We start from the raw sequence: 12,507 nt of genomic DNA, 5'->3' as shown, positions 1-12,507 counted from the left end.
AAAACCTCCTAACGAAGCGTCGCCTGTTCGGCGAGCGTCTGGTTGATCTGCGCGCCGTACTGCGTCTGCAGCAGGTTGACCATCTGATCGAGAATATCGTCGCCGGCGGCATTGGCCATGGCGGTGATCTGGGCATCGCGGTTGTTCAGCGCGTCGCTGGTCGGCTCGCTGTTGACCTCGGTGACCTTCATCAGGATCTGCGTCGAGGGATCGGCGCCGACAGCGCTTGCGACCGTATCGATGGGACCGGAGAAGGCGGCGGTGACGCCGGCGCGGCCAAGCACCGGATCATCGGTGGAGCGGGTGACGCCGCTCTTGCTTTCGACGGCGATGCCGAGCGGCGTTGCGATATCGGCAAGCGCGGTGCCCTTGGCTGCCGCGGCCTTCAATTCGTCGGCCTTCTTGGCGAGTTCGGCTTTCTGCTGTTCCGCCGTCCAGTCCTCGACCGCCTTTTCGCGCACCTCGGCGACCGGGCGTTCGCGGGTCGGGGTGATTTCGCGGACGTTGAACCAGACATAGCCGTCATTGCCGATCGGGAGCGGCGGCGCATCGACGGCGACCTCGGTCTTGAAGGCTTCGCCGAGCAACTGCTGCTTGACGGGAATATCCTTGACCTCTTTGCCGTCCTTGTCGGCGCCGGTCATATCGACGGCGTCGACGGCCACGGCCGTCAGCTTCAACTGGCCGGCGATATCCTCGAGCGTGGCGCCACCGGCGCGCAGATCCTCGATGCGGTCATGAACGTTGATTACTTCCTGGGAGGCATTGGAAAGCGCCAGCTGCTTGCGGATGTCCTCCTTCACCTCGTCGAAATTCTTGGTCGTTTCCGGCTTAATGTTGGTGATGCGCAGGATGACGGAGCCGAAGGAGCCCTCGACGACAGGTGTCGTGCCGCCATCGTGTGAAACTGCGAAGGCCGCATCGGCAACAGCCTGGTCGGGAACCTTGTCCTTGGTGAACTCGCCGAGCAGCACGTCGCTTGCCGTCTTGCCCTGGTCGGAGACCAGTTGATCGAAGCTGGTGCCGCCCTTCAGCGCCATTTCGGCGGCGGCGGCAAGATCCTTGCTGGTGAAGGTCAACTGTTCGATGGTGCGGCTTTCCGGCGTGCGGTAGGTATCCTTGCTCTTGTCGAAGGCTTCGTGGATCTGGTCGTCGGTGACGGTCGCGGCGTCAGCGATATCGGCGGGCTGCAGCTTGAGATAGACGAGCTTGCGATACTCGGGCGCCTGGTAGCGCTGCTTCACCCCCTCGAACCACGCCGCCAGCACATCGTCGGCAGGCGCCTTGATCGGCTCGATATTGGCGTTGGTGAGCAGCAGATAGTCGACACTGCGGCTTTCACCGCCATAGAGCTTCAGGGCGTCGACCAGTATCTTCGGAGCGGTGAAGCCGTTCGAGATGGCATCGACGACTTGGCTGCGGACGGCAACCTTGCTGCGCTCTTTGATGTAATCGTCCTGGCGGATATTGGCATTGCGCAGGCGCGAGATGAAGAGTTCACGGTCGAACTTGCCGTTGACAGCCTTGAAAGCCGGATCGTCGGCGATCAGCTGGGCGAGGCGATCTTCGGACAGGCCGAGGTTCATGTCTTCGGCGAGCTGGTCGAGCGAGGCGCCGGCGACAAGCTGGGCAAGCACCTGTTGCTCGACGCCGAAGGCGCGCGCCTGTTCCGGGGTGAGGCGCGTACCGAACTGCTGGCCGAGGCTTGCTACCTGGCGCTGATAGGCGAGGTGGAATTCGTTGACGTCCACATGCTGATCACCGACGGTCACGACCGTGGTGCTGTTGCTGCCTGTGATCAGCGACCGGGAGACGCCCCAGATGCCGAAGGACGCGACCAGCAGAAGCATCAGCAGCTTGGCGACCCAGGTCTGAGCGGCTCTTCTCAGGATATGGAACATAGAAACGCAAACCTCGCAGTATCATTGACCCGCGCGCGGGCGGACATTCGACGTTCCTTAGAACAAACCCGACAGGAAATGAAGGGTTTGTCGTGCGAAAAGCTGCGCCGGGCGATGACGTCGGCGTGGCGGCTCTGCGGCGAACAAAAGATCGGTTGCGGCGGAACCTTTCGGGCCGTCATTTCGTTGAAGCGGCATCCCATGAAACAGGAGCAGACCATGGCTGAATTGAAAACCGCTTCCGCCGAATCCACCGCTGCGCGGGTCAAGGCCGATATCGCAGCAGACGATCTGTCGGCCCAGGTCGCAGCCCTTCGCAACGATCTCTCCCGGCTGACGGAAAGCGTGGTCGCGCTCGGGCAGGGGGCAAAGTCGGCGGTTACCGACGAGGCGTCGCTGATGACGGAACAACTGCGCGACAAGGTTCGTGAAGAACCGCTGGTGGCGCTCGCGGTGACGGCAGGCATTGCCTATGTCTTCGGCCTGCTGAGCCGTCGCTGATCACGACTTCGGACCAATGAAACGCCGAGGGAACAATGAAAAGCCGGGCGCAATAATAGCCCGGCTTTTGGTGTTTCGAAGACCAGCTAGGGACCGGTCCAGTTAGCGCGACCGTCAGCGGCGGACGACGCGCCCGATGAAAATCAGGATGCAGGCACCGATAAAGCCGGTGATCAAATAACCCAGCCAACCCGCAAGCGGCTGGATGTGCAACAGACCCAGAATCCAGTTGGCGACGATAGCGCCGACGATGCCGAGCAATATGTTCATGAGCAAGCCCATATTGCTGCTCATGACCTTTTCCGCCAGCCATCCGGCGATGCCACCGATGATGATGGCTGCAATCCAACCCACGCCTGCGTTTTCCATGATTATCTCCCTCCTGGCAAAACGAGTCACAGAAAGCACGAAACGACGGGAAATTCCACTCCCAGTTACCAGATTGCTTGCAGGTTCAGCAACTTATGTGACTCACGGCTGCAGCATGGTAACGGGGGAGTGCAGCGTGTGAGTAGCAATCTGAAACAAGAGGCCGGCAATGGCGAGCATTGCAAATCCGAACGGCATGATCAGGCTTTTGCTAAACATCGTTCCTCTCCCCTTTGCATAAAGCATAAGAGGAAGTGGATGGCGTGCAAGGATATTGTTAATAGTTAGTTAAGTACGACATTTAATTAGAATTTAATACATTCACGTACGGTAGAAATTCTTGTATAAATTGAAGCCATTCTTATTTAATATTTAAAGGTGTACCGGCAGGTGAGGCCCTTCATTTGTGCCGAGCCGTAATCTCGGCGGTTTCGTTGGCGCGGAAATGACGCTGGAACGTCGAAAGCGCGTCGCATCAAATTGATTGATGCAACGCGCTTAAGCGCTTTGGTTTTATTGATGTGACCTGCCGGAACCGCTGCACCCTTCCGGGCGACATAGTTTATGTCCGGTGAACGACGAGCATGAAGACGAGGAAGGACGCGGTCGCGACGGTCGCGGCGAAGGCAATCTGATAATCCATGTCGTTGACCCCGGTTGGATGGCTTCTGTAAACGCCGATCGCGCCATAGAGTTCCATATGCGATCCACGCTGAAGGCTGGCGGATTGATTTTGGCGCGGAATGCATCATCTTTCCCTGATAGCCACTCCATCCTGGGAAAACTCGATGTCAAAAGCTGCAATCGCCATCGCCTGCGTCTGTCTGTTCACGCTTTCCGGCTGCTGCAATACCGCATACGGGCTGAAGAAGGATGGACAGGAGGCGAGCCACGCAATGGACAATGCGACACATCGGGTGCTTTCGGCCGGCGCCAAGAAGTGAGGCCGGCGCCGATACTGCGGCAGGCGAGGAAAGATCAACGGCGAAAAAAGCCCGCCTGGGGTGAGGCGGGCTTGCAATAACAGGGAGAATGGACGGATAGACGCCGTCTCGGCTAATGAAGCATTTCCTTAAGCGCGTGGCTTTACGTCATTCGACGTATCCGCCAATCAGAAGTTGCCCCAGTTCTGGGCGCGGGCACGGGCGCGAATGATCCGATATTCGCGACCGCCATAGAGCGAGCCGATTGTCAGCAGAAGCGTCAGAACGTCCCAGATGATATGCATTTTATCCTCTTAGGTTGGACGGCTCTGCCGTCGATCGGTTGATGTAGAATAGCAATCTTTCGAATGTGCTTATATGACAAGAAATCGGGATGAGCGGGGAAGCGGCGAGGGCGCCTCCGTAGAGGAAAAGCGGCGCCGCCGTCTGGAGCAAGGAAGTGAAAAGATTACCGGGCGGCGGCCGATGACGATTTTTTCCGTCCGCCACATCACGTCCTATCGGTACGTCAGAGAGGTCGATTTCGGCGAGCATCGGCTGATGTTCCGGCCGCGCGACAGTTTCGACCAGCGGTTGATCGAAGCGTCGTTGACGATATATCCTGAGGAAAGTCATGTGCGCTGGATCCACGATGTTTTCGGCAATTGCGTGGCGCTCATCGATTTTTCGAAGCCGGCGTCCGAGCTTCGTTTCGAAACCTGGATCACGCTCGATCATACGCCCCAGGTCGCCCTGGATCTCAAGGTGGACGACCAGGCCCTGACCTATCCATTTTCCTACGACAAGGACGAAATTGCCGATCTGACGCCGGCGATGCAGCGCCATTATCGCGACCCCAATGACGATGTCGGACGCTGGGCGCGTCAGTTCGTGCGGCAGGGACGTCCGACAGAGACCGGGCATCTGCTGATGACGCTCTGTTACGCCATTCGGGAAAGCTTCGTCTATGCGCGCCGGATGGAGCACGGAACGCAGACGCCGCAGCAGACTTTGCAGCTTCGCTCCGGCACCTGCCGGGATTTCGCGCTGCTGATGATGGAGGCGGCACGCGTCCTCGGCCTCGCGGCGCGGTTTGTCACCGGTTATGTCTATGTACCCGATCGCGACGGCTCCACCGTGCTCGGCGGCGGTTCCACCCATGCGTGGTGCCAGATTTATCTTCCGGGCGCCGGCTGGGCGGAGTTCGATCCGACCAATGGGATCGTTGGCAACCGCGATCTCATTCGTGTCGCCGTTGCCCGCGATCCGCGCCAGGCAGTCCCGTTGAGCGGCAGTTATGACGGGGATGGGACGGATTTCGACAGCATGACGGTGCAAGTCAACGTCACCACGAGGTAATCTCGATTACCTCCGAAGTAATGTAGGACATCCCGAGGTTTGGGCGCGGCGACAATCGCGGCTGCGGGAACCGGGCAGCGCGATCGACGTTGCATAGTCACGCCACCTCTGTGGGACGCGAGGAAGCCACAATGAAGATACGCGCCGGGTTTCATCTGGGCTATGAATGCATACAACCGACGCCGATGCTGCTTGCTCTCAGCATTCATCCTTCCCGCCGTACCGATCTTCTCACTGAGCAGGTCCTGACATTCGACCGGCCGATCGAGGCCTGGGAATATACCGACGGTTTTGGTAACGCCTGCAGCCGGATCGTCGCCCCGGCGGGAGTGACGACGATTTCCACGGAATTCGAGATCTACGACAGTGGCCAGCCCGACGTCGTTCCCGACGATGCCATCCAGCATGCGATCAACGATCTGCCGGACGATGTGCTCGTCTTCCTCCTCGGCAGCCGCTATTGCGACACCGACAGGCTTGGCGATTTTGCCTGGGCAACATTCTCGTCGACGCCGCTCGGCTGGGCGCGCGTCCAGGCGATCTGCGATTTCGTTCATGACCACATCACCTTTGACTACCAGAAGGCCGATCTGCTGCGAACCGCGCATGGCGGCTTCACCGACAAGGCAGGCGTCTGCCGCGACTTTGCCCACCTCGCCATCGCGCTTTGCCGATGCATGAATATCCCAGCCCGATACTGCACCGGTTATCTCGGCGATATCGGCGTCCCGATCGATCCCAATCCGATGGATTTCAGCGCCTGGTTCGAGGTGTTTCTCGGCGGCCACTGGCATACGGTCGATGCCCGCCACAATACGCCGCGCATCGGTCGAATACTGATGGGGACCGGCCGCGACGCCACCGACGTCGCAATGTCGACGGCCTTCGGCCCGGCAACGCTCTCCCGCTTCGAGGTGATCACCAAGGAAGTGCCGCAGGAGGGGGCTGATAAGGCCGATCCTACGTCTTCTTGAGGAATTCCGTTTTCAACACCAAGCCTTTGACCTGCTTGGTGTTGCACTCGATCTCGCCGGGATTGTCGGTCAGGCGAATGCCCTTGACCAGCGTTCCGCGCTTCAGCGTCTCCGAAGTTCCCTTGACCTTGAGGTCCTTGATCAACGTTACGGAATCGCCGTCGTGAAGCTGGCTTCCATTGCTGTCCTTTACGATGATGTCGTCGGCCATGATGTTCTCGCCTGATGGTTCGCCTGATGATCTCGGGCGGAAAATCACGTCGGCACGCGATAGTCAATCATTGCGAACGGATCGGTCGTTCGCCTCTCGGTCCAACATGGCCCGTCGATCACGTCGCCGCGCAGACATCGCGGACGCAGCCGCGCAGCCAGCGATGGTCCGGATCGGCATCCATCCGGGGATGCCACAGCAGTGAAACGGTGATCTCAGGGGTCGGAAACGGTAGGGCAAAACTGTGCATCCCCTGGCGCAAAGCTCCGGTGTGCCGTTCCGGCACGCTGGCGATCAGATCCGAGGCGCGGGCGAGAGCCAGCGCGGTGGAAAAGCCGCCGACGATGGTGGCAATCTGCCGTTCCAGCCCGAGCGCCTCAAGGGCTTCATCGATCACCCCCTTGTCGAGCCCGCGCCGCGAGACATGGATGTGCCGGCCAGCCGCATATCGGGAGGGTGTGACATCGTCCCGGCAGAGCGGATGCCCCGTTCGAACGACACCAATGAAGCGATCGCGGAACAGGGCCTGCGCCCGCACCTCCGGTCCCATCGTCTCGCCGACAACACCGGTTTCCAGGTCGACGCTTCCGTCGCGCAATGGGGCGCTGTCCTTGTCCGGCTTCTGAACGAAACGCAGCCGCACGCCGGGCGCCTCATCACTGAGACGGGCGATAAGATCGGGTCCGAAGCTCTCGGCGAAGCCCTCGCTGCCGCGCAAGGTGAAGGTTCGGACCAGGCGCTGAAGGTCGAGCGCCTCGGCAGGGCGCAGGACCGCGTGCACATCCTCAACGATCCGGCCAACCCGCTGGCTGAGTTCGAGCGCCCGGGGCGTGGGAACGAGGCCGCGGCCGGCGCGCACCAGCAGCGGATCGCCCGTCGTCTCGCGCAATCGCGAAAGCTGCCGGCTCATCGCCGACGGGCTGAGTCGCAGTCTTTGGGCCGCGCGCGCAACGCTGGCTTCGGCAAGCAACACATCCAGAGTGACAAGCAGGTTGAGATCGGGCGTCGACATGCATCCGATATAACACTGTTTGATGCGGCGCCAAACGCAAGAATAGAATGCAAATGCTGCGCGTTCCGCCATGCCTTGCGGAGAGTTATGTTGGTTTCGCTCCGTTTCAGGAGCGGGTAAACGAGGAGTTCCCGGTGAAATCGATCATTGCAGAGCCAGGCGAGGCCGGCGTCGAACGCACATATTCCGTCCGCTGGGCACTCACCAGTCTTTCCCTCTCCATGTTGCTGCCATCGCTCGGCACCAGCATCGCCAATGTCGGCCTGCCAAGCCTGGCGCGGGCGTTCAACGCGTCCTTTCAGGACGTCCAGTGGATCGTGCTCGCTTATCTCCTCGCCATCACTACGCTGATCGTCAGCGTTGGGCGGCTTGGTGATGTCACCGGCCGGCGACGGCTGCTGCTCATCGGCATCCTGCTCTTCACACTGGCCTCGGTCCTCTGCGGCCTGGCGCCGACGCTGTGGCTAATGATTGCAGCGCGCGCGCTGCAGGGTCTGGGCGCGGCGATCATGATGGCGCTGACCATGGCCTTTGTCGGTGAAACGGTGCCGAAGGCGAGGACCGGGAGCGCCATGGGGCTGCTCGGAACGATGTCGGCGTTCGGCACGGCTCTTGGGCCGTCGCTCGGCGGGCTTGCGATCGCCTCTTTCGGCTGGCCGGCAATCTTCCTCGTCAACGTGCCGCTCGGCATTGCGACCTTCGTTCTCGCCTATCGTTATCTCCCAGACGATATCGGCGGCCAGAAGCAGAAGGATCGGGCCGGCTTCGATACAGTGGGCACGTTACTGCTTGCCCTGACGCTTTCAGCCTATGCGCTGGCAATGACGATTGGACATGGCAGCTTTGGTCTGTCGAACATGGCCTTGCTGTTCGCCGCCGGTCTCGGCGCCGCTCTCTTCGTCTTTGCCGAGGTCAGAACGGCATCCCCGCTGATCCAGCTGGCGGTGTTCCGCAATCGTGTGCTCACCGGCAGCCTGGCGATGAACGCGCTCGTTTCGACTGTCATGATGGCGACGCTGGTGGTCGCGCCCTTCTATCTCTCCCGTGCGCTCGGGCTCAACGAAGCGCTGGTTGGAGCCGTCATGTCGATTGGTCCCGTCATCTCCATCCTTAGCGGTGTCCCGGCCGGTCGCCTGGTCGATCGTCTGGACGCGCCCTTGGTCATTGCCACAGGGCTCGTTGCCATGGCCATCGGATCCATCGCTCTCGCCGTGCTACCCGGAATCGCCGGCTACATCGCCGCCATCGCCGTGCTGACACCTGGCTATCAGCTGTTCCAGGCAGCCAACAACACGGCTGTTATGGCGGATGTCCCCGCCGACCAGCGGGGCGTCCTCTCGGGCATGCTCAACCTGTCGCGCAATCTCGGACTGATTACCGGCGCATCCGTCATGGGGGCGATTTTCGCGCAAGCGTCGGTGACATCCGAGATCGCCGCGGCGCATCCCGAGGCCGTGCATTCAGGCATGCAGATCACCTTCGGCGTCGCAGCGGCATTGATCGCCATCGCGCTCACCATCGCAGCCGGGACCTGCCGGCGCCGAACCAATTCCGAAGGAGAATGACGGCGCTTGGTATGAACATGCGAGCCTGCTGTGCGCTCGGACCGGATCTATCGAGCACAAGCCGTCGGGAATTCAATCTGCCTCAAGCTTACCTGTAAAGCGGTTTCGCCCATTCCAATAGGAGCAATCCGGACAAGCCTCGCCGAGCGGATAGTCGATTCCCTCTTCGTGAGGGCAACCGAGGATTCCATCCATCGCCGCCACCGATTTCACGTCGTTCTCGCGCAGGAATGCCGCGATCTCGGCGATAACGGCTTCGTCTCTTCTCAGATCGCCGGTTTCGGCAAACCATCGGCGCATATCGGTCAACTCCGCATTCGGCGCCGGGATGATGCTGACGGCCGCCTTCGTGGCGCGGCTGGCGTCGGGACCATAGTAAGCGATCGTACCGACGGGGTAGCCGCGGATACCTCGCTTGGTCTTTTTCTCGAGCCATTTCCGTGGTTGCCAACCCAACTTCATCGTACTCGCCCTTCGGTGGTTTGCTATTCTATCCCGCCTGGTTGGTGGGATACAATTCGGCACCAAGAATATGGGTCGAGGATATAGCGCGCAAGAAACAATGGAACAGGATATCCCCAAGGGAGAAACCGGCTGCCGCCAACGTTCTTGAGAACCGGGCTATTATTGTTGCCTGCGAGGCCTTCATTCGCAATATCCTGAAGCCAGGTTTCCTGGCCAAAATCCGACAGACTGCATTTAATCTTTGAACGCCACGGTGGGAAAGGGCGCTTCATCGCGCGGCTGAATGCTTTCGCACTCTGAACTGCTGCAATTCCCTCCGTCGATCCGATTTGACTAAGCAATAAGCGATCGAAACTTAGACCAAGGTCCGATCGGTCCCGGACTTCGTGCCCATGGCAACTCACGGTCACCGTAATAGATTTCGCAGCATTGGTAGTGTTGCGGAGTTCTGCGGTGACAAAGATTTTCGTTTTGGGAATGATACTGATGCCGGTTATCTTCTGGGGTTCTGTTGGCCTCTGGGTCTACTCGCTGTTTTCGTGAGTGGGGCGGCGTCTTCAGCTGCCGGTCACCCTAAATCCAGGCCCTCAATCGCGTTAATCGGATTGCACCGCGACCCTACAAACATGTCGGACACACCCGCCGGCGTTGCAAAGCTATTGCCCGGCCATCAACTTGCAAGCTTTTCCGGCCATCTATGATTTCAGGTCGGATCGACCGTCATTCTGAGATCATGCGAGGGAGCAAAACCCTGCCGTGGCAGTATGGCGGAAGAGGTGGGATTCGAACCCACGGTACGGTCTCCCGCACGCCGGTTTTCAAGACCGGTTCCTTAAACCACTCGGACACTCTTCCATCTGATTGAAAGGGTGAGAAATCGACATTCCGTTGATTTCTGCGAACCGGCTATTGTTTCCGGTTTGCGACCCAATCACTCGATGGCTGGCTTTTTAGCAGCTTTGGTAGCAGCGTCAACTTACCCGGCAGCATTTGTCGGCATCTGCACCGATTGCAATTCCGGCGCATAAGTCTTTGCCCGTTCCGCACATTGGAAATGACTGGCGTTCTCGCCCGCTTGAGCGTTTACTGTGTTGTTCTGGCGGAGGAAATAACCATGGCCATGTATCTCACGCGCTTCAGCTACACGCCCGAAACATGGGCGCGCATGATCGAAAACCCCGAGGACCGCCGAGAGGCGGCCCGTCGTTACATTGAATCGGTTGGCGGCAAGCTTCATGGATTCTGGTACGCCTTTGGCGAGCATGATGGCTGGAATCTGTGGGAGGCGCCCGATAACATCTCGATGGCGGCTGTCGCGCTTGCGATCGGGGCGGGAGGAGCAGTCAGTTCCATGGAAACCACTGTCCTGCTCAGCGTCGAGGATACGATCGAAGCCTTGGGGAAGGCGAAGTCAGTTCGGTATCGCCCACCGGCAGCGTAGAGGCGCGGACCTGGCTTTAAATCATCCTGTTTTAGCCTCCGTCGGATCCGAGGCCTTTCGGACCGTTGAGTTGATCCATATCCTCGCAGAGAGATCGCACCGCCTCCATCGTCACCGCGAGTGCCGCCATCAGCATTGCGATGTCGTTGTCCATGTCGGGCTGAGAAAGCGCGCGAGATCGCGCATGCAATTGCTGGCTGACTGTTTCGAGCTGCGTCATGGTTTCAGCGTTCATGGTAATCCTCCGAAGGCCTCTATCTTCAAAGCCCGCAGCGGACATTTCGTTCCCATGCGCCCACCAAGTGTCAAATCAGCTATCCGCGTTGCGCAGGGATGGGCAGGTGGGGCCGAACCGCTGTGTTGCCGCTTATGACGGACCCGCCTGCGGTGTCTCAATCTGGCGCTTTTCGGGATCTTCGGAGACGGCGGATGCTTACCATATGCCCCGCATCGGCACGGAAATTTCGGGCCTATTTGCGGCGGCGGCAGGGCAGGGCGGCAAGCGTCGCGTTAGCGATTTATAAACCATAATCATTAGAATTGTCGCTATCGATGCGAAATCGTTCGCAAATTTGCCACGAACTTAGCAAGATTAAACCCTCGTTAGGCGGGTGGGGATAAGGCGTGTTGGCCCAGTATGGGGCAAAGTTCCTTAACCATAACGATCGTTGAGCGGCGTGGGACATATGAAATTGGGATACGGGGCGGCGTCTTTCGCAACGACAGCACGGTGGCTGGCGATATCGGCGATGTGTGCGACGGTTGCGGCGTGCGGCACAACGCAGGCGGTGCCGAAGAAAAAAGCCCACGGCAAAGAATACTTCTCCGAATCCGAATATGGCGTGAAGGCGAGCCCACGGGTCGCCACCGGCAACAATATCCCCAAGGGCGGCGGCCGCTACATCGTCGGCAACCCTTACGAGGTGAAGGGCAAGTGGTATTATCCGAAGGAAGACTTTGCCTATAGTAAGGTTGGCATTGCTTCCTGGTATGGCTCGGCCTTTCATGGGCGCCTGACGGCGAACGGCGAAGTCTACGATCAGATGCATCTTTCCGCGGCGCATCCGACCTTCCCCTTGCCGAGCTATGCGCGCGTGACCAATCTCGAAAGTGGTTCCTCCGTCATCGTGCGCGTCAACGATCGCGGCCCCTATCACGAAGGCCGCATCATCGACCTCTCGAACAAGACGGCCGACATGCTGGATCTGCAGCACAGCGGCACAGGCAAGGTGCGCGTGCAATATGTCGGTCGTGCCCGCATGGACGGCCACGACATGCCCTATCTGATGGCCTCCTACGCGCCGAAAGGCAGCCGTATTCCCGGCGTCAATCCGGAAGGCCAGATCGCAACCGGCGTGATGGTCGCCTCCAACAGCCGCAAGATCACCCGCGACCAGCTGCAGAGTTCGGAAGATTACGAGACGCCGGCCAACGTGCCGGTGCCGATGTCGGCGACCTCCTATGCCGGCTCGACGCCGAGCGCGCGCTATAATGCGGCACCCGCTCTCGCTCCGGGTGCCCATGTCCTGGTGGCGCCGCCTGCGCCGTCCGTCAACAATGCCCCGCAGGCCTTCGACCAGATGGTCGTGCTGCCGGAGATCGGTCCCATGCCCTACGAACGGCCGCTGGGCTCTCTCGCGCTCGGTTACCAGAACGAGGATGTGAAGACGGTGACCGTCGATCTCGCCTTCGACGCGGTGATGGTCCGCAATGACGGGCTGACGCAGGAGTCGATCCTTGCTTCGGCCAAGCGCCAGCAGGCCAAATTCGCCGCGCGCTGAGCGCG

The 12,507-nt window shown here is 59.9% G+C and carries 14 protein-coding genes and 1 tRNA gene; 7 read left to right on the top strand and 8 right to left on the bottom strand.

Annotated features, from left to right (window positions below):
* Positions 1-8: 8 nt before the first annotated feature.
* Entirely contained in the window at positions 9-1,901 is a 1,893-nt protein-coding gene (locus RCCGE510_RS08640; RefSeq protein WP_007629113.1) for a peptidylprolyl isomerase, read from the bottom strand.
* Positions 1,902-2,120: 219 nt separating this feature from the next.
* Here RCCGE510_RS08640 and RCCGE510_RS08635 point away from each other — a divergent pair, with 219 nt between their 5' ends.
* The gene (locus RCCGE510_RS08635; protein ID WP_007629112.1) at positions 2,121-2,402 is read left to right on the top strand and encodes a hypothetical protein; all 282 of its coding nucleotides are present in this window, start codon (positions 2,121-2,123) and stop codon (positions 2,400-2,402) included.
* 114 nt (positions 2,403-2,516) lie between these two features.
* On the opposite strand, the gene RCCGE510_RS08630 is transcribed toward RCCGE510_RS08635, so the two are convergent.
* The gene (locus tag RCCGE510_RS08630; RefSeq protein ID WP_007629111.1) at positions 2,517-2,771 is read right to left on the bottom strand and encodes a GlsB/YeaQ/YmgE family stress response membrane protein; all 255 of its coding nucleotides are present in this window, start codon (positions 2,769-2,771) and stop codon (positions 2,517-2,519) included.
* 562 nt (positions 2,772-3,333) lie between these two features.
* Complete coding sequence (locus RCCGE510_RS35145) at positions 3,334-3,471, bottom strand: hypothetical protein (protein ID WP_007629109.1); 138 nt, start codon at positions 3,469-3,471, stop codon at positions 3,334-3,336.
* Positions 3,472-3,559: 88 nt separating this feature from the next.
* Between RCCGE510_RS35145 and RCCGE510_RS08625 the strand changes: the two genes are divergently transcribed.
* The 3 genes from RCCGE510_RS08625 to RCCGE510_RS08615 all read left to right on the top strand — a co-directional run bounded on the left by RCCGE510_RS08625 (position 3,560) and on the right by RCCGE510_RS08615 (position 6,027).
* A complete protein-coding gene (locus RCCGE510_RS08625; protein ID WP_007629108.1) occupies positions 3,560-3,715 on the top strand; it encodes a hypothetical protein in 156 nt (51 codons plus the stop codon).
* Positions 3,716-4,180: 465 nt separating this feature from the next.
* Positions 4,181-5,053 (top strand): transglutaminase family protein, encoded by an 873-nt coding sequence (locus RCCGE510_RS08620; protein WP_007629092.1) that lies wholly within the window; start codon positions 4,181-4,183, stop codon positions 5,051-5,053.
* 131 nt (positions 5,054-5,184) lie between these two features.
* Positions 5,185-6,027 carry a transglutaminase family protein gene (locus tag RCCGE510_RS08615; protein ID WP_007629091.1) on the top strand — a complete coding sequence of 281 codons (843 nt, stop codon included), beginning with the start codon at positions 5,185-5,187 and terminating at the stop codon, positions 6,025-6,027.
* On the opposite strand, the gene RCCGE510_RS08610 is transcribed toward RCCGE510_RS08615, so the two are convergent.
* Positions 6,014-6,238, bottom strand: a complete 225-nt coding sequence (locus RCCGE510_RS08610; protein WP_007629090.1) for an alkylphosphonate utilization protein — start codon at positions 6,236-6,238, stop codon at positions 6,014-6,016. The two genes, RCCGE510_RS08615 and RCCGE510_RS08610, sit on opposite strands and share 14 nt — an antisense overlap.
* 118 nt (positions 6,239-6,356) lie before the next feature.
* Positions 6,357-7,250 (bottom strand): LysR family transcriptional regulator, encoded by an 894-nt coding sequence (locus RCCGE510_RS08605; protein WP_007629087.1) that lies wholly within the window; start codon positions 7,248-7,250, stop codon positions 6,357-6,359.
* A gap of 134 nt (positions 7,251-7,384) precedes the next feature.
* Between RCCGE510_RS08605 and RCCGE510_RS08600 the strand changes: the two genes are divergently transcribed.
* The gene (locus RCCGE510_RS08600; RefSeq protein WP_037078249.1) at positions 7,385-8,815 is read left to right on the top strand and encodes an MFS transporter; all 1,431 of its coding nucleotides are present in this window, start codon (positions 7,385-7,387) and stop codon (positions 8,813-8,815) included.
* A 72-nt stretch (positions 8,816-8,887) separates the two neighbouring features.
* On the opposite strand, the gene RCCGE510_RS08595 is transcribed toward RCCGE510_RS08600, so the two are convergent.
* Positions 8,888-9,277 (bottom strand): hypothetical protein, encoded by a 390-nt coding sequence (locus RCCGE510_RS08595; RefSeq protein WP_007629084.1) that lies wholly within the window; start codon positions 9,275-9,277, stop codon positions 8,888-8,890.
* 768 nt (positions 9,278-10,045) lie between these two features.
* Positions 10,046-10,135 (bottom strand) — tRNA-Ser (locus RCCGE510_RS08590).
* 259 nt (positions 10,136-10,394) lie between these two features.
* On the opposite strand from RCCGE510_RS08590, the gene RCCGE510_RS08585 reads away from it, so the two are divergent.
* A complete protein-coding gene (locus RCCGE510_RS08585) occupies positions 10,395-10,721 on the top strand; it encodes a GYD domain-containing protein (RefSeq protein ID WP_007629083.1) in 327 nt (108 codons plus the stop codon).
* Positions 10,722-10,752: 31 nt separating this feature from the next.
* Here RCCGE510_RS08585 and RCCGE510_RS08580 read toward each other — a convergent pair whose 3' ends face one another.
* Positions 10,753-10,956 (bottom strand): hypothetical protein, encoded by a 204-nt coding sequence (locus RCCGE510_RS08580; RefSeq protein WP_007629082.1) that lies wholly within the window; start codon positions 10,954-10,956, stop codon positions 10,753-10,755.
* A gap of 451 nt (positions 10,957-11,407) precedes the next feature.
* On the opposite strand from RCCGE510_RS08580, the gene RCCGE510_RS08575 reads away from it, so the two are divergent.
* Positions 11,408-12,502 (top strand): septal ring lytic transglycosylase RlpA family protein, encoded by a 1,095-nt coding sequence (locus RCCGE510_RS08575; RefSeq protein ID WP_007629081.1) that lies wholly within the window; start codon positions 11,408-11,410, stop codon positions 12,500-12,502.
* Positions 12,503-12,507: the final 5 nt, after the last annotated feature.

It is taken from the genome of Rhizobium sp. CCGE 510, assembly GCF_000292525.1.
Classification (GTDB): Bacteria; Pseudomonadota; Alphaproteobacteria; order Rhizobiales; family Rhizobiaceae; genus Rhizobium.
This window is presented reverse-complemented; position numbering and strand designations above follow the sequence as displayed.